The organism is Devosia sp. WQ 349K1, from assembly GCF_016595685.1.
Lineage (GTDB): Bacteria > Pseudomonadota > Alphaproteobacteria > Rhizobiales > Devosiaceae > Devosia.
This window is the reverse complement of record NZ_JAENGO010000003.1, coordinates 395,459-412,638: the sequence shown is the minus strand read 5'-3', so window position 1 is coordinate 412,638 and position 17,180 is coordinate 395,459. Positions and strand designations below refer to the sequence as shown.

The 17,180-nt window shown below is 52.5% G+C and carries 14 protein-coding genes; 8 read left to right on the top strand and 6 right to left on the bottom strand.

Annotated elements, in window-relative coordinates; translation table 11 throughout:
- The first annotated feature begins 6 nt into the window (after positions 1-6).
- From rfbC to JHL21_RS08040, 6 genes are read left to right on the top strand one after another with little or no spacing between them, the layout of a single operon-like run.
- Positions 7-573 (top strand): dTDP-4-dehydrorhamnose 3,5-epimerase, encoded by a 567-nt coding sequence (gene rfbC / locus JHL21_RS08065; protein ID WP_200212894.1) that lies wholly within the window; start codon positions 7-9, stop codon positions 571-573.
- A 1-nt stretch (position 574) separates the two neighbouring features.
- Positions 575-1,642, top strand: coding sequence for a dTDP-glucose 4,6-dehydratase (gene rfbB / locus JHL21_RS08060; protein WP_200212893.1), 1,068 nt, complete (start codon positions 575-577; stop codon positions 1,640-1,642).
- Positions 1,642-2,532 carry a dTDP-4-dehydrorhamnose reductase gene (gene rfbD, locus JHL21_RS08055; RefSeq protein WP_200212892.1) on the top strand — a complete coding sequence of 297 codons (891 nt, stop codon included), beginning with the start codon at positions 1,642-1,644 and terminating at the stop codon, positions 2,530-2,532. Before rfbB ends, rfbD begins: the two co-directional genes overlap by 1 nt.
- Before the next feature lie 34 nt (positions 2,533-2,566).
- Complete coding sequence (rfbA, locus tag JHL21_RS08050; RefSeq protein WP_200212891.1) at positions 2,567-3,439, top strand: glucose-1-phosphate thymidylyltransferase RfbA; 873 nt, start codon at positions 2,567-2,569, stop codon at positions 3,437-3,439.
- Positions 3,436-4,554 (top strand): DUF1972 domain-containing protein, encoded by a 1,119-nt coding sequence (locus JHL21_RS08045; RefSeq protein WP_200212890.1) that lies wholly within the window; start codon positions 3,436-3,438, stop codon positions 4,552-4,554. Before rfbA ends, JHL21_RS08045 begins: the two co-directional genes overlap by 4 nt.
- Positions 4,473-5,687, top strand: a complete 1,215-nt coding sequence (locus JHL21_RS08040; protein ID WP_200212889.1) for a glycosyltransferase family 4 protein — start codon at positions 4,473-4,475, stop codon at positions 5,685-5,687. Before JHL21_RS08045 ends, JHL21_RS08040 begins: the two co-directional genes overlap by 82 nt.
- 60 nt (positions 5,688-5,747) lie before the next feature.
- Here JHL21_RS08040 and JHL21_RS08035 read toward each other — a convergent pair whose 3' ends face one another.
- Positions 5,748-7,049: an O-antigen ligase gene (locus tag JHL21_RS08035; protein ID WP_200212888.1), complete on the bottom strand. Its 1,302-nt coding sequence runs from the start codon at positions 7,047-7,049 to the stop codon at positions 5,748-5,750.
- Positions 7,050-7,250: 201 nt separating this feature from the next.
- On the opposite strand from JHL21_RS08035, the gene JHL21_RS08030 reads away from it, so the two are divergent.
- Both JHL21_RS08030 and JHL21_RS08025 read left to right on the top strand, forming a co-directional pair.
- On the top strand, positions 7,251-8,174 hold the full coding sequence (locus tag JHL21_RS08030) for a glycosyltransferase family A protein (RefSeq protein WP_200212887.1): 924 nt from the start codon (positions 7,251-7,253) through the stop codon (positions 8,172-8,174).
- 835 nt (positions 8,175-9,009) lie between these two features.
- Positions 9,010-10,470 (top strand): MOP flippase family protein, encoded by a 1,461-nt coding sequence (locus JHL21_RS08025; protein ID WP_210338868.1) that lies wholly within the window; start codon positions 9,010-9,012, stop codon positions 10,468-10,470.
- Between the two features lie 412 nt (positions 10,471-10,882).
- Here JHL21_RS08025 and JHL21_RS08020 read toward each other — a convergent pair whose 3' ends face one another.
- The 5 genes from JHL21_RS08020 to JHL21_RS08000 form a co-directional block, all read right to left on the bottom strand.
- Complete coding sequence (locus JHL21_RS08020; protein ID WP_302052382.1) at positions 10,883-11,467, bottom strand: sugar transferase; 585 nt, start codon at positions 11,465-11,467, stop codon at positions 10,883-10,885.
- Between the two features lie 598 nt (positions 11,468-12,065).
- Entirely contained in the window at positions 12,066-14,192 is a 2,127-nt protein-coding gene (locus tag JHL21_RS08015; RefSeq protein ID WP_200212885.1) for a Wzz/FepE/Etk N-terminal domain-containing protein, read from the bottom strand.
- A gap of 42 nt (positions 14,193-14,234) precedes the next feature.
- Positions 14,235-15,029, bottom strand: a complete 795-nt coding sequence (locus JHL21_RS08010) for a metallophosphoesterase (protein WP_200212884.1) — start codon at positions 15,027-15,029, stop codon at positions 14,235-14,237.
- Positions 15,026-16,465 (bottom strand): O-antigen ligase family protein, encoded by a 1,440-nt coding sequence (locus JHL21_RS17970; RefSeq protein ID WP_200212883.1) that lies wholly within the window; start codon positions 16,463-16,465, stop codon positions 15,026-15,028. Before JHL21_RS17970 ends, JHL21_RS08010 begins: the two co-directional genes overlap by 4 nt.
- The gene (locus tag JHL21_RS08000; protein ID WP_200212882.1) at positions 16,462-17,136 is read right to left on the bottom strand and encodes a hypothetical protein; all 675 of its coding nucleotides are present in this window, start codon (positions 17,134-17,136) and stop codon (positions 16,462-16,464) included. The genes JHL21_RS17970 and JHL21_RS08000 overlap by 4 nt, the downstream gene beginning before the upstream one ends.
- Between the last annotated feature and the right edge of the window lie 44 nt (positions 17,137-17,180).

Here is a 17,180-nt window from a genome sequence, read left to right as displayed (position 1 = left end):
GAGGCCTTGGATATATACAAATCAGCTTTGGACGGCGTGGTGGAGATCGTCCCAAGTCGTCACGGCGATCATCGTGGTTATTTCTCGGAAACGTTCCGGGACGATTGGTTTCAGGCGAACGTTGCCAACTTTTCGTTCGTGCAGGAAAATCAGTCGCTCAGCCGCGCTCCCGGCGTGCTGCGCGGCCTCCATTTTCAGACCAACCCTTCGGCTCAAGGCAAGCTTGTGCGCTGCATCTCCGGCTCGATTTTCGACGTCGCCGTCGATATTCGGGTCGGTTCGCCCTCCTTTGGCAAATGGATCGGCGTGACCCTCACTGCTGAAAAAGGCAACCAGCTCTGGGTGCCGCCGGGGTTTCTCCATGGCTTTTGCACCATGGAGCCTGACTGCCTCGTCGCCTATAAAGTGACGGCGTATTACGACCGCGAATGCGACAAAGGCGTGAGCTGGGACGACCCGGCGATCGGCATTGTCTGGCCAGATGTTGTCGATCCCACCCAGCTCTCGCCAAAAGACACGCAACAGCCGCGCCTCGCTGACCTGACAACTTACTTCACCTTCGAAGGACACTGACATGCGGGTTCTTGTTACCGGTGGCGCCGGCTTTATCGGATCCTCGCTCGTCCATTACCTTGTTATCGAGAAGGGCTACGAAGTCCTCACGGTCGACAAACTGACCTATGCGGGTAATCTCCAATCGCTCAAACTGGTCGACGGCCGGCAAAACCACCGGTTCTTGAAGGCCGACATTTGTGACCGGCGGGCAATGGATGAGGCGTTCGACACCTTCCGCCCAGACCGTGTCATGCATCTGGCCGCTGAAAGCCATGTCGATCGCTCAGTCACCGGCGCGCAGGCCTTCGTCCAGACGAATGTCATCGGCACCTTTACCCTCCTAGAGGCGGCGCGGACTTACTATGGCAAGCTCTACGCAGAGGCTCAGGGGCGCTTCCGTTTTCTGCATGTGTCGACAGACGAGGTCTACGGCTCGCTCGGCGATGAGGGCCTGTTCACCGAGACCACGCCATATGACCCAAGCTCGCCTTACTCGGCCTCAAAGGCGGCGTCGGACCATTTGGCCAAGGCTTGGGAACGCACCTATAAGATGCCGATCGTGGTCTCGAATTGCTCGAACAATTATGGACCCTATCACTTTCCCGAAAAGCTGATCCCGCTGACCATTCTCAATGCTATCGCGGGCAAGGACCTGCCCGTCTATGGCAAGGGCGAGAATGTGCGCGACTGGCTCTATGTTGAAGATCACGCACGGGCGCTCGATGTCATCATCGAGCGCGGCCGCATAGGCGAGACCTATAATGTCGGCGGTCGCAACGAACGCCGGAACATCGATGTCGTGCGCCGCATTTGCAGCGTGCTCGATGAACGCTCGCCGAGCACGAAGCCGCGCGAAGAGCTCATCCGGTTCGTAACAGACCGTCCAGGTCATGACGCGCGCTATGCGATTGATGCGACCAAGCTCGAGAATGAGCTCGGGTGGCGCGCTTTGGAAAACTTCGATACGGGCATCGGAAAGACGGTAGATTGGTATCTGGAAAATAGCTGGTGGTGGGAGCCGCTGCGCGATCGCTATGCTGGCGAACGCCTGGGTGTCCTGCCTGCTGCATCGGCGAAGGTGGGCTGATGCGCCTTCTCGTCACCGGCAAGACTGGACAGGTTGTCACCGCCTTGATCGAACGCGGCGCCGTGACCGGCGTCGATATTGTTGCTCTCGGGAGGCCGGAATTTGATCTGGCCAATGCCCACGCTGGCAGGAATGCGATCGCGGCGGCCAAACCAGACGCCATTGTGTCCGCTGCAGCCTATACGGCAGTCGATAAGGCGGAGACCGACGAAGCCGCAGCAGAGCCTGTCAACGCCACTGGACCAGGAGTGGTCGCTGACATTGCAGCGCAACTGGGCGTACCCGTGATACACCTGTCGACGGACTATGTCTTCGACGGCAGCAAAGCCGAGCCCTATGTCGAGACGGACCCGACGAACCCAATTGGTGTTTATGGACGCACCAAATTGGCTGGCGAGCAGGCAGTGATCGCTGCAACGAGCAACCACGCCATTCTAAGGACGGCCTGGGTCTATTCGCCCTTTGGCAATAATTTTTTGAAAACGATGCTTCGCTTCGGCGCCGACCGCCCCGAGTTGCGCGTGGTTGCCGATCAGTTAGGAAACCCGACGTCGGCATTAGACATCGCCGACGCCGTTCTCCGGGTGGCGCTCAACCTGACAGAGCAACCGGACAATCATGATCTCCGCGGCGTCTTCCATATGGTAGGCACCGGCGACGCCAGCTGGGCGGACTTCGCCACAGAAATCTTTACGATCTCCAACGCGTTGGGCGGACCATCACCAAACGTGTCGCGCATCACTACAGAGGAATATCCAACTCCGGCGCGACGACCGGCCAATTCGAGACTGAACACATCCAAACTGCAGAACATCCATGGTGTGGCACTGCCCGCCTGGCAAACCTCAACCCGCGCCACGATCGCTCGGCTCCTGGCCGGCACCGTTTGATGCGCATGACGAATTCTTTGGAGCAGATACGATCATGAAGGGCATCATCCTTGCCGGCGGCGGCGGCACCCGTCTTTATCCGATCACCAAAGCCGTATCGAAGCAGCTCATGCCGGTCTACGACAAGCCGATGATCTATTATCCGCTCACGACGCTCATGCTGGCGGGCATCACAGACATCCTTATCATCACGACGCCTCATGACCTTGAGGGCTTCAAGCGCCTTCTCGGCGATGGATCGCAATGGGGCATCTCGCTGTCTTATGCGAGCCAGGAACAACCCAATGGCCTCGCCGAGGCCTTCATCATCGGGGCCGATCACGTCGCCGGCGGGCCCTCGGCGTTGGTGCTCGGCGACAATATCTTCTACGGCCACGGTCTGCCGGAATTGATGAAGGCCGCGACAACACGCCAGACCGGCGCCAGTGTCTTCGCCTATCATGTCATCGACCCCGAGCGGTATGGCGTCGTCGAGTTCGACGCTGACATGCGCGCCGTCTCGATCGAAGAAAAGCCGGCCAAGCCGCGTTCCAACTGGGCGGTAACGGGTCTCTATTTTTACGATGAGCAGGTCGTCGATATTGCCGCAAATCTGAAACCATCCCCGCGCGGCGAACTTGAGATCACGGATGTGAACCGGATCTATCTCGAGAGGGGCGAGCTGTCAGTGGAACTGATGGGTCGTGGCTTTGCATGGCTCGACACCGGCACGCCCGATAGTCTTCTTGAAGCCGCCCAATTTGTCGCAACGCTTGAAAAGCGCCAAGGCTTCAAGATTGCCAGTCCCGAAGAAGTTGCCTATCGCATAGGCTTTATCAACGATGAGCAACTGGATGCTGTTGCCGAGGAACTCAAGAAGAGCGCCTATGGGCAATATTTGAAGTCCATTGTGGCGGAAAAGCAATGAAGAGCAGCGCTAAAACCGTCAACATTCTTGGAATAAGAGGAATTCCGGCCGCACATGGTGGCTTCGAAACATTTGCGGGTCATTTGGCCCCCTACTTGCGCGACAAAGGCTGGCAGGTAAACGTCTATTGCCAACTCGACCCGGATTCCCAAGGAAATCTTCAACAGGACTGCGAAGATGATTATGAGGGCATTCGAAGGATCTTCATCGGATCTCGGAATGGCTCTCTCGGCACTATTCTTTTCGACTGGGAATGCATTCGAGACGCCAGAAAGCGACCAGGTGTAAATTTAGTACTTGGGTATAACACAGCCATTTTCAGCGCGCTCCTACGGGCAAGCGGCAAGCGCGTTGTTATGAATATGGATGGCGTGGAATGGAAACGCGCAAAGTGGTCATGGCCCATAAAAGCTTGGTTCTATCTCAATGAGCTACTGGGCTCACACCTTGCAAATGTCCCAATTGCTGATCATCCCGAAATCGCCAATCACCTAAAGCGTCACGCCTGCTTTGGGGCTGAGGTCATACCCTACGGCGCTGAGAAAATTTTAAATGCCCCCGTAGAGCCTCTGGAGGCATTGAATTTAGCTCCAGGCGAGTATTTCGTTTCAATCGCCCGGATTGAACCAGAAAACTCCATCTTAGAGATGGTCCGGGCTTACTCAGTACGACCAAGACTAACAAAGCTAGTGGTGCTCGGGAAGTTCGACCCCTCAAACGACTATCATAACGCTGTACTTGCTGCCGCTTCCAACGATGTGCGTTTCGTCGGCGCCATTTACGACCAGAAAGTAGTGGCATCTCTACGGTTTCACAGCTTCGCTTACGTCCACGGACATCAAGTCGGCGGCACTAACCCCTCGCTTGTCGAGGCGTTAGGAGCCGGCAATGCGGTCATAGCTCACAGTAATCGCTTCAATCGTTGGGTTGCTGGTCCCGACCAGTTCTATTTCGAGAGCCAAAGTTCGCTTGACGAAATTTTCTCGGATTTGGAAGCCGATAGGTCGACGATCAAATTGGCCAAAAGCGCCGCTTGGACGCGCCACCAAGAGCTCTTTACCCTTTCCAGCATAAACCAACAGTACGAGTCGGTGTTAGAGAGATTTCTGAATTGAGGACTAAGAACATCAAATCCGATCCACACAAAATTCTGGCGGTGCATCAGGGCTACGAATTGTATGGGTCAGATCGAACTTTCATCAGCTCTCTAATGGCGCTGCGCAGAAGCTTTCCCGAAGCAGAAATTCGCACGATAATTCCCAGAGATGGCAGTTTATCGAGTGCCTTGGAAGCTAAAGGTTTTGTGTGCCAAATCGAGGATATATGGGTTGCCAGAAAGTCCAATGGGTTCGCCAAGACCATCGTGCGCACGTTGCTGTTCCCCTTCTTTTTCATAAGGGCGATCAAAAACATAGCGTGGTCTGATATCTGCTACATAAACACGAGTGTCATATTTGACTATACTCTAGCGGCTAGATTCTGTCGATCAAAGTCATTCATTCATGTCCATGAAATTCCCACCGGCATCGTAATGAAGGTAATTTCAGTAGTGCTGAAAATATCTGGCAGCGTATTGATTTATAACTCACGAGCAACCCGCGAAGCTTTCACTGGGCTAGCGAATTCAGAGAGTTATGTTCTTCTCAATGGGGTTGACGTACGCCCAAGCTCAGACATCAGTCTGCCTAAAGCTGATCCTCGTATAAATATCCTCATGATAGGTCGCTTGAACGAATGGAAGGGACAGGACCTACTTTTGAAGGCTGTCGCGTTATTACCCTTATCAGTAGCTAGCAGCGTTAGGATAACTTTCGCTGGCTCAGCTTTTGGAGAATCTTCTTACGAAGACAATCTTAAAGCTCTGGCCAAATCTCTGAACGTGATAGCCGAGATTAATTTCCAAGGGTTTGTCGCTGACCCCACTGTGCTGTATGCGTCGTCTCACATTGTGGTTGTCCCGTCAAAAAAGCCAGAGTCCTTTGGGCTGGTGGCTATTGAGGCGATGGCGCATGGCCTACCAGTTATTGCTGCCAATCACGGTGGTCTCACCGAGATAGTGGTTGATCAGGTTACTGGACTGCTATTTCAACCGAACAGCGAAACCGACCTCGCGAGCTGCATCGCAGATCTATATCAAGACAGGACTCGCGTAAGAGACATGGGCGTTGCTGGAAACGAACGTTACAATGAACTGTTCACCGAAGAAAAATATCAGAAAACCCTGACCGAGATTCTAATGACCGCATAGCCGGTGCCACCGAGTTCTTGAGGATCGATTCTCTGTGCATTGGAAGAACAGTTCAACTTACTACGACAAGCTTCTGGCGATCTGTGAGCCACGTTGGGCGGAGCCAAGTTGAACTGAGCTCCCATTGACCGCGGCTGGTGCGGCTAACTTAGAAAATGCTACGACCGATAGCGCGATAACTGTAAATGGGGCATTATCGAAAGGAAAGCCGGTCTCGCTAAGGTTATAGACGATCAGAAAGATGGAGGCGACGAGAGGCCAATACTGGCTGCCTTCTTTCCTGAAAGCCTGTCCTAAAGATGTCGCCAATAAATAGAAAATTACAAAAGCTAGTATTAAGGCCTGTGCAAGTCCTCCATCGACGGCTGATGCTATATAACCGTTATGAAAGTGACTTGGCTTCCAGATTTGCTGGGCAGCGAAGTCGTTGGTCCATGGGTTACTGCTAAACCAAAAAGCTCTGAAGCCGTTACCAAGCAACGGCCGCTGTTGGAATGCCTCAGCTGCAATCTGCCAGAGCTTGGTTCTTCCTGATAGTGAAAGATCTCGACCCAGATAGGGTAATAGCTCCTCTATGAGACTTGAGGCAACTATCGTGAGGGGAAGGGCCACGGCGGCGCCAACTAGGAGGACACCGTAACGTGCGAAGGTACCTCTCACCGCCTTGTTGATCAAGTGGATACCACCGCCCGTCAAAATTACCACGACGAGACAGACATACGAGGTTGAGGAGCGAGTTAACGCAAGAAACACTATAGAGAGCGCAATTTGTAAAAAATGAAAATGTCGTTTGTCAGCTGGAATGAATATGAAAATTGACAATGCAAATACACTATAAACTCCCAACTCGTTTTTATGTCGGAATGCGCCCCTCATGGCCCCTTCATGGCGGCCTTGCATGAATGACATGTCAGTAAAGGCGATAACCGCGATAATGTTAGCTGATAGGATTAGCAAGGCTAACAGACGGAGCCGTGCTTTGACTACTACTGACGTTTTTGAGCTTAGAACCCAAATGCCGACTAGAAGCATAGGCACCATTCTGAACAGAGCCTCAGCTGTTGCACTCGGCGCAACTGACCAAAAATATGATGCCGCGACGAAACCCATAAGTAGCCATATAGGCCAGGAGCGCCTTAATAAATTTTCGTCGACCCGCCTGGCTAATACCAACACACCAATAACTACGGAAAATCTTGTAAGATAGCTCAGTACTTCGACAAATGTAGGATTTGAAAACTGCCGCGAGTCTTCTCCACCAACTGTCGATGCAAGGTACTGGAAAGCCCCAGAAGCAACCAAAAAAATAAAGCCCGCACAGACATTTTCGATTGTGGAAACAGTGAAATAAAGACGCTTCAACTCGCGCTCCAGAGTCGTTTATGTGCGATTAGAACCGAGACGCAAACTGTTGCATCAAGCGATATTACAGCCGGATCAAACTGCAGCTAGATCAGGGGTATGGTAGCCGCATTCTGCCGCTCAAAACTTAACCGTCGCTAGACCACCCTATCCGCCTTCGGCGTAGTTCATATCATACCCAACTTTATTACGGAACGGCATATGCGAGCAGTAAACGACTACCCCATCGTGTCAGTAGTAATTCCTACCTTCAATCGGGGGGCGGCGATCTCACGATCTGTAGAAAGTGCGGCAAATCAAGACTGGCCCAACATAGAGATTATTATTGTCGATGATCATTCTACAGATGATACCTGGCAATACATCCAGACAATTAAGTCACCCCGAGTGCGTGCGGTGCGGCACGAAGTAAATGGTGGCGGCGGTCGAGCCCGAAATACCGGAATAGATGAAGCAAAAGGCGATTTTATTGCCTTTTTGGATTCTGACGACTATTGGTCACCCGATAAAATTTCTCGGCAGATGGAAGTCTCCACATCCAGAGGAGACAAGACCGTCGTCTACAACCGCATTTCGATGGTGATTGGTGCGAGAAACGAGCGAGTTCCCAAATATGCCTGGGATGAAAAAATTCCGATTGAAGAATATTTGGTCATTCACGAGCAGTCGATGCAGACTAGTGGCCTTTTGCTTCATAAGAATTTTGCGAAGTCCGTTCGCTTCGACGACGACCTACGGAAGCACCAGGATATCGATTTTGTTTTAAGTCTGAATTTGCACGGCGGTAAGTTTGTCTTCTGCCCTGCGGATACAGTTTTTTATGAAAACAGCTCTCTCCAAAACCGTGTTAGTACAAACCCAAAGCCGGAACTAACTCAAATTCTGCTTAATAAGTGGGTAGGAAAGATAACGCATCGGACTGTCTGCTATTATAAGGCTGTAAACATTGCGCCTATGCAAGCGCGCCGCTCGCTGAGTAGATCATTCGCAACCTTAGCATCTACGCTGCCACATTCCCTGCCTTTTGCTAAGAGAATAATAGAGGGCTACATATTTTGGAATCTGTCTGAAACCTCTTACAACAACTTCAGGTCCCTCTACAGAACCATTCTGAGAAAACGATAGTAATGGGCAAAATTCGCTCTGCCATTTCTCCTTATAGTAATTACCTCAGGCATTTATTGCGAGTCTTGAAACTGGAGCTGCGATGGGCGCTTCGCCATACGCGTAAAAAATCCCACAATTTGTCTTCGCCGTTGATAATTTCACTAACGTCGCATCCTCCGAGATACGGCACATTAGCACGGACACTTAAGTCATTACTCACACAGTCTATTGGATTTGAGTCAGTTGTATTGTGGCTGGGCGGAGACGATTTTGACAAGCTCCCGAGGTCAGTTTTAAATCTTCAGGCCAGTGGGTTAGTTATCAACACTTGCAACGACATTAGGTCGTACAATAAACTTTATCACTCTTTGCTAAGATATCCTGACCACCATATCATCACGGCAGATGATGATGTTTATTATTGGCGTACTTGGGCGGAGGAGATAGCTAGTATTCGACGAAATCCTGATGAGATTCTAGCACACCGGTGTCACCTCATTAGAATTTCTGCTAACGGCACTCCTCTTCCATACGACATGTGGGAGCAAGAGATAACCACGCCGGCCTGCTCGCCCTTAGTTTTTCCTACCGGAAATGGAGGAATTCTATATCCTCCCCGCTGCTTTGGTGACGAGTTTTTTGATGTCGAGGCCATAAGATCATTGGCTCCTACAGCCGACGATGTTTGGATTTACTGGATGGGCCGACGAGCGGGGTTCAAGTTTCGACAAATCTCTGGGCGTCGGAAATTTTGGAATTGGAGCGACTCCCAGTCCGTCAGCCTTATGCACGTGAACCTTGGAGTTGGATCAGGCAATGATTCACAGATATCTCGTATGGGTCAAAAGTATGGTTGGCCATTCCGGTGAGCACATTAGTTTTTCAGGCTGTCCGCTGGACAGCGGCCGCAAGCCTTACGCGGGCCATGCTTGCGGTTTTACAGGTATATATACTTGCGAGAATAATAAATCCCGCCGACTTCGGCTTATTTGCGTTGGTTATGGTTATTGTTAATGCCGTCGCCTTGTTGTCGGATGGGGGGTTAAGCAGCTCTATTGTTCATTTCCAAGATGTTAGTAGAGATGAACTTTCATCTATATATTGGCTTAATGTTCTAATAGGCTCTGTTCTGGCAGGTGCTGTATTTTTGGCTGCACCTGCAATGGCTGTTTTTTTCAATTCGCCCGATCTGGAAGCTCCTGTTCGATGGGCGAGCGGAACTTTTGTGATAATCAGCTTGGGTCAGCAATATCGCTCGCTTGCCGAGAAGCGGCTCTCATTTGATTACCTAGCTAAAATTGAGGTCATTTCGGCTGTTGCGGCATTTTTTGCTACAATCCAAGTGGCATTAAGCGGTGGGGGCACGTGGTCACTTGTTGTTGGCCTATGGACTTCATGCACATTTACAACCGCGCTTATGCTTATTTTCGAAAACCGCGAAAATCGTGCTAGATTGCATTTTAATATCAAAGAAACCAGCAGGTTTGTAAAGTTTGGTGCAAGTTACGTTGGTGTGAATATAGCGAATACTATTTCACTTCAAATGGATCTGGTTTTATTTGGGAAATTTTTCTCTAGTCACATGCTTGGGTTGTACTCTCAGCCTCGGGATATGTGCTTGAGAATTATGTTCTTGATCAATCCTATAATTACGCGCGTTAGCTTTCCCATGATAGCGCGATCTCAAAGCAATGTTCTGGAGGTAAAGCGCCTTTATTTATCTGTGATAAGGATGACGTCCTCGATAAACATGCCTATTTACGGATTTATTGCAGCATTCAGTTCAGATGTTGTCTTAGTCCTGCTGGGACCAAATTGGCTAGAGGCCTCTAGCTTACTAAGAGTTCTCGCACTGTGGTGTATGTTCAGAGCTCTTGGCAATCCACTGGGAAGCTTGCTCTATGCGACGGGTCGGACGACAATGGCTTTGTTGTCGTCAATTACAGTCGCAATTTCTTTGGTGGCCTTGGTATTGATGGGAGCGACGTTTGGACCGGTCGGCGTACCGGCGGCCCTCACACTCCTTTACGTCGTACTCGTACCGGCGTTCTGGGCTTTCATTATAAAGAAGGTGTGTGGTGCATCTTTCCTAGAATATACAGCTCAGATTCTTTCACCTCTTTTGTGTACCGCGCTGTCCGTTTCTGCAGCTCTACTCAGCACAGGTTGGATCTCGGATGTCTATCTGAGGTTGGTAGGAGCTCTGACAATCAGCGGAGTTTTGTACTTAGCTTTTAGCGCCCTCTTAAATCGACAATGGATAGGGGCGATGAAAATGCTCCTGTTAGGTCGGCGCCGAAATGCTGCGCGATAACCACATTGTCCGCAAATCTCTAAACCCGCTTGGGTGCGGGAGGGATTGAACCGTAACCTCTGCCGTGTGAAGGCAGAGGTCGCTGCCCATCATTGCCGCGGGTATTCACTAGACCAGTTTCATTCTTGCGACGACAACTGAGTGCCTAGGCCACGCACAGAATTCCACAAGGATTTGGACACTCACGAGTGGACGTCTGCCTGCCGCGGGCGAGTCCATGCCGCCCAATATCTGGTTGTGATGTATGCCAAGGAGGTGTATTACAGCACTGTATTACAGGCTACAGAATTTCGAAAGAAAGCGCTTTATAATCAATAGCTTGTAGCTGCGAAAGACACCCTTAGAATCCTAGCGCCCCAGCGGCAGTGCTGAGTGGTTTGAGCGGCAGTGTGCCCAGTATCAACCACTAGGGTCATGTGCCGCGCCCGAGCTGTACGGCTTCTTGCCAGATCGTCCAGATGAGTATTTTGATATCGAGCTTGAATGAGAAGTTGGCGATGTACGCGAGGTCGTGATCGACACGTGCTTTGGCAGCTTCTGTTGTTTCTACGGTCCCGCGAAGGCCGTTAGCCTGGGCCCAGCCGGTAAGGCCAGGTTTCATCTTATTTCGCATGTGGTAGTAGGGCACCAACTCGTCGTAGCGTACTTCGCCGACAAGCATGCCTGGCACTTGCGGGCGGGGGCCGACGAGGCTCATGTCGCCCAAGATGATGTTGAAGAGTTGCGGCAGTTCGTCAAAAGATGTGCGGCGCAAGAAGGCTCCAACTCGGGTAAGTCTTGGATCTGCTGCCTTGACGGGTTTTAGACCGCTAATGTCAGACTCACCCCAATTGAGCGTGCGGAATTTATACATCCGGAATTCTTTGCCGTTCAGCCCATCGCGGTTCTGAGCGAAGAGTACAGGCCCGGCAGACGTCACCTTGATCAGCAAAGCGATAATGACGAGAAGCGGGCTCAGCGCCACCAATGCAATCACGCTGAATACTATGTCGGTCAGTCTCTTGGCTTGTAGGAGCCAATGGGCCGTTCGAGGCGCGGCAGTTAATTGCGGTTGGCCATGAATAAAATGTAGCGGTAGGCCAGACTGTAGGGCCTTGAACGCATCGCTATACGGCGTCGAAGGCTTATCGTTACCCGCAACAGAAGGTGTATGATTCCCGTGATACTGGCCCGCCAGATCCGCGCTTCCCATATCATTTCTCATGTTGCGACTAGTCCTAATTCTCATCGTAACTCAAATTGAGTTTCAATTCATTAACTTGCGATAGTTCGGATCGCGCAACTCGTTTGTATTCAAAGCTTATAAGTGGTGCATTTTTTATTTCAATGGGGTGAAATGCGTGATTTTTGATTACTTAGTTTGAGTGCGGTCTGTGTTTCTGGCGCCCTATCGTGCGAAACTCCCGAATGGAGACGCCTCGATCGCTACACTTGTGAGTTAGCTTCTGGGATGAAAGCAAATTCGCGTAGGGATTTCGCTAGAATAGAGAGCGGGCTGCTACAGCACTGGGTGGCATAAATCGACGTGCAGATTCGCGCTATCGAGCTGGGTTTACAGGGTGTTGAGGTGCCTTCGCTTACTTCCTGTAAATCCCTTACGCGGTGTAATAACCGCCATAGCGTTTGCTGTAATAGCGCGAGCTAAATCCTTCTTGCTGGTTCAGAACAGACAGGATGATTGGCGGGTAGTCGCATCCTTCGATCAGCCTTGCGACAGCCCGTTTCGCTTCGGATTGATTTGTGGCTGACCAGCGCGTGACAAAGAGAATAGCGTCCGCATATGGGGCGATATGCGTGCCATCAACGACCGGCCCCACAGGTGGCGTATCGATGATTGTGATGTCGAAAGAGGCTCGGCAGGCGTCTATGAGTCTTCTGAAATCGTCAGACATAACCAACTGATCTGTTGGTATATCCGAACTTCTGGAACCGAGCAGCAACATGGCTGACGACTTCGGATCACGCACCGCCATCTGCTTGTCGGGGGAGGTGCCGAGCAATGTTTCTGCCAAGCCGGTATCAGGCGTAAGCCCAATGTGGCGGTGCAGTGACGGTTTACGCATGTCGGCGTCGATCAGAATGGTTCTTTTACCGCTCAAGGCGTAGGCGCGCATGAGAGAAAGGGACAGCGTAGATTTCCCTTCACCCGGCGAGGTTGATGACACCATGATGACGACGCCTTTTCCATCAGACGGCGCGCCTTTACGGCGAATAGCGTTATCAATCCCAGAGCGCAGTCGACGCAAAGCCTCTGAGTAAATCGACAGGGGGGCGTCGACCAGCATGTCGGCAACAGAGTGCCCTTCGGTTTGGTCGACGCCCTTTTGGCGAGGAATTTCTGCCAAAACTGGCACCTTCAACACGGCGGCAACTTGATCCTCGGAGGTGAAGCCTCCCAAATAATGCTCGTAAACGAACGCCAGGCCGATACCCAGGCCAAGCCCTGCCAGAGCTGCCAGCAGCAGGATTAAGCGTGGATTGGGGAAGCTGGGCGACAGGGGCGCCAGTGCTGGCGCCACAATGCGACTATCCGCAACTTGCAAATCGGCCTGCACCTGCAGATCTGAATTTCGCGCAAGAAGCGTCTGATATTGTGTGCGAACCAGTTCGCTCGACTGCTGCAGTGCATAGAGCTGCGTGAGAATGTCGACGGGCAAATTGGACTGCATGAGGCCAGAGCGCAGGTCGCGACGCAGCGTATCTGCCTGAGATTGCAGCGATGGGAGTTCGGAGCGTAGAGCTGCGAGTTCGGTGCTCGCCTGCAAGCTCATCGTTTCCTCCAAGTCCTGTAACTGGGCTCGGAGGTCGATGGCTGAAATTGATCCCGCATCGGTTTCGGAGAGTTGACGTGCCAGTGTCGCACGCTGTTCGTTCATCGTATTGATGGCCTCAGATTGAAGCGATGTGACCAGGTCGCTCCAATTGCGCTGTTCGAGAGACGTTTCGACCGCGCTCGCTAGCGTGGTTACCTCTTGATTGCGCGAAATGATCTGACTGAGTTGGGTGCGCAAATCGCGCACGCTCTCAAAGCCTTCTTGGCCCGCCATGCGATCAATGTTGGAATTTATGTAGTCATCAAATGCTGTTTCGCTCGCGACCAGCAGTTGCTGGGTCTGGTCGAGACGGGCTGCGATAATCGCCTGCGAGGAGCTAATCGAGGAAATTTTTGAGCGGAGTTGTTCATCGATATAGGCGGCGGAGAGTGCATTGGCGAGGTCAGCTGCTCGTTGTGGATCGCCCGAGGTCACGCTCGCTGTCATCAAATACGTTAAACCGCGCCGTTGCACGCGAACAGCATCCGAGAACTTTCTAAGCACCTGCTGGAGAGGCTCATCAACACGTTTAGGAGCGTTGCCAGGGATGAGGGCGCGGAAGAAGTCACCGATGCCGCGCCCTCCCACTGAAACGCCAAACTCAGGATCGTCGATCAGGTTCTCGTTGACGATGACAGCGAGGAGCACAGCGTTCGAGCGTAGAATTTCCACTTCGCTGTCCACGCGTGCGTTGTCGGCAGACGGCGCTGTCGCGGAGTATTCAGAATCCAGCAGGTTCTTGCGTGACGTGTCGACCATGACGAGACTTGAAGCCGTGTAGACAGGCTTCATGGCGACCAAAGCGAGAATGGCCACGCCAAGCACGACTGCAAGTGTTAAGGCAATCAGCCGAATACGGCGTCTCAGTAGATTGGCGATGCCACGCAAATCAATTTCGACTTCGTCCACAGGTCTTATTCCCCAGTATCGCGCAGTAAGCGTTTTTAGTCTTTATGCGGCAGTTATTTGAATGATGCGCGGCGGCGCATTATTTTCTAATCGAATAGCGCTCAATGTGCCGGTGCTGTATGCGCCAGTATCAACATTGATCCGGCCAGGGTAGATTTCGGGCTGTGCCACAATTTCATGTCCATGGACGATAATTTTTTGGTCTGCGCGGATGTCGTCGCGCTGTCCCGCGTACCAAAGCAGATCGCGTTCTTCTTGAGTTGCCCATGCAATTCCAGGTCGGCCGCCTGCATGCGCAAACACAGTATTGCCGACACGAATGGTCAGTGGCAGGTTTTGAAGGAATTGAATGTGCTCGGGCGGTATCACAGTATGAATGAGCTCAGCGACGCGTCGCGAGCTGCCAAGCGCGCTTTGAATTTCGCGCTGGCCTATGCCATAGCTGCCGAGGGTTTCAATGCCGCCAAATCCCAGCCAGCGTTCAAAGACACGGCTGTTTTCTAAGGCATCGCAAAGAGTCATTTCATGATTGCCGAGGATGGCTCGACGCTCCCACCCTGCCGGAGGGCGCGACAACATATGGTCTATTGTTTGTGCGGAATGAGGGCCGCGATCAATGAGGTCGCCCAGCTGAACGATAAGCTTCTGCCCAGCAGTCTGGTTGCCGTCGCCAATTATTCTCGCTTCAAGCTGTCGAAGCAGATCGAGGCGCCCGTGGACGTCGCCGATGGCATACATCAAGCTGTAGCTGTTATCGAGCTCTATACGCACCCGCGGAGACTTGGTGCGCTGAACGTTGGGGCGACCGAATAGTGATTTTAGCCGGTCTATGATCAATTGGCTGGCTCGCTCGTTGTAAGAGGCGCTGATTTCTTGGTGCTGAAATCGAGACCCAGACCAACCACGAACAACAGCATCAGCACGACGCCCTGTATTTCCATCGAGAAATCGACGAGCGAGTGCGTTGCAACCACCACCAGTGCCGACAAGGATATCGCCGGCAACCACCAGTCCTCGCTGCGTTGTTTGATGAGAACCAGGAGGCGTGCGGCGATGATCGCAAAAATGATCAGAGGCAAGGTCCCGACGACGAGACCGAGCTCACTCCAGAGGGTCAGGTAGGTATTGTGCGCCTTGTCCCAAATCAGATCGGGGCTAACCGGCCACCGATGGAATAGGGGGTAGACGAGTTCAAATGTGCCAGCCCCAGTTCCCCAAAGCCAATGTGCCTCTATAAGCTGCGCCACTTGGGCATAGAGTTGCTGTCGAACGTCGGAGTCGGATTCTGTACTGCCGAGGCGTTCTAGCGTTCCGCCACCGAAAACGAAGAACGCTGCGGCACTGACAACAATGAAAGCAATTGTGACCATCAACCCAAGGCCGCTGCGAGCTAGGTTGGTTTTCGCTAACGCGACTATTATCAGAACCGAGCCACCTGCTAGAGCGGCTGCGAGACCCATTCTCGATTGGCTTGACAGAAGCGCTGCTAGAATGAGAACTGTGCCGACGAGTTGAAGTCCGACCATCACAAATTTTTCGTCGGCGCGAGGCAGGCGTTGGCCGAGCTTGCTGCGCTTGCTCAGGGCGGCGCGTAGCGTGAGGCCGACACCAAGCACAAAGCCGATCGCTAGAAATGTTCCGTAAGAATTGCGATTGACGAACGTCCCGGTTGCAACGCCGTGGTAAGCCCATTTTTCCAAAAATAGGAGGCTGTCATTCCATAGTGTCAGCGCGATGAGCCCGAGGACTGCGTGCGCAATTATCGCAGCAAAAGCGGCCTCAGCTAAAAACAAGGCGCGCTGGCGATTGGCAGAAACCTGAAACACCAAAAAGAAAAACAGAGCGTAGGTAAAGTAGCAAAGCGCAGAGAAGACTGTCATGCCGACAGAGGCAGTGATGTGCTCTAAGGCGTATCGGTTGCCGTCAACATCAATCAAGGCCGCGCTCCCGCCCCAAAGGGAGGTTGGCAGGGCTTGGAAGATGATGAACCCACCCACGATAGTCGCCAGCAGGGTCTCTGGTATGAGGCGTGAAAGGCCGACACGCAGAGGATTGCCGGTGAACATTAGGGCGAGGCAATAGATAAGCGCGACGAGGCCGACGATGGCGCCGTTGATTGACCACGCCGAGGCGTTGTTGGCGCCAAGCGAAAGAGGGGCGAGTGTTGCAAGAGTGACTAGGCCAATTGCCAGGATATGATTGAGCGTCGACGAGCCTAGATGCGTCGCTGTAATTGAGCGTTTTCTCACAAGTGTGGTGCCAGCAAGTGTCACGGCATCACCATGCCGGAAGTTTGAGTTGTGCGGCGAACGTTATTGAGGAAGCGTACTTGGTCTTCGGGGGGCAATTGTTCGACGATAAGGGTTATGCGCTCGCGGAACTCGGGCTGCGTCGTATATCGACGTGCGACCGAGGCGACGCCGCGCGCGGATTGCGCTAGGAGTTCGAGGTCTTTCTGGTGACCGGAGAGTGCTGCAAGGGAGAGGGTGCTGAAATGGTCTTCAGCCAGTTGGACTCGACCTTCAGCAATCCATTGTTCATGTCGACCAGTCTGCTGTGCCTGTATCAAAGCGGCTTCACCAGCCTTGGGTTCGCCGAGCTGGTACGAAAACAGCGCCTTGGCATACCATCCCAATGCGTAACTTGGCATCCGCGTAATGGCTGTGTCAGCCTGATCCAGGCAATTCCAACGCGCCAAATCCATGCGTTCTACGGGCTGGAGTGCGCCGTAAAGGCCGCCGACGACATTTATGCAGCGGCGCAAGATAGTGTCGGTCGATTTGTAGGAGGGCGGCAGCCAATGGTCGTTGGCGAGAACTGTTTCAAAGAAATTCTCGTCCGTCGCACCGACTTGCGCTAGGCCAGCAAGCTCTCGTTGCCCCACAATCACGCTTGTCGCCAAGAGCGAAACAGATACAAAAACCAGAACGACGCGGCTAAACATTGGGCGTTTCCGAGTAGGTACCAAGTACACCCGGTACGGCAAGT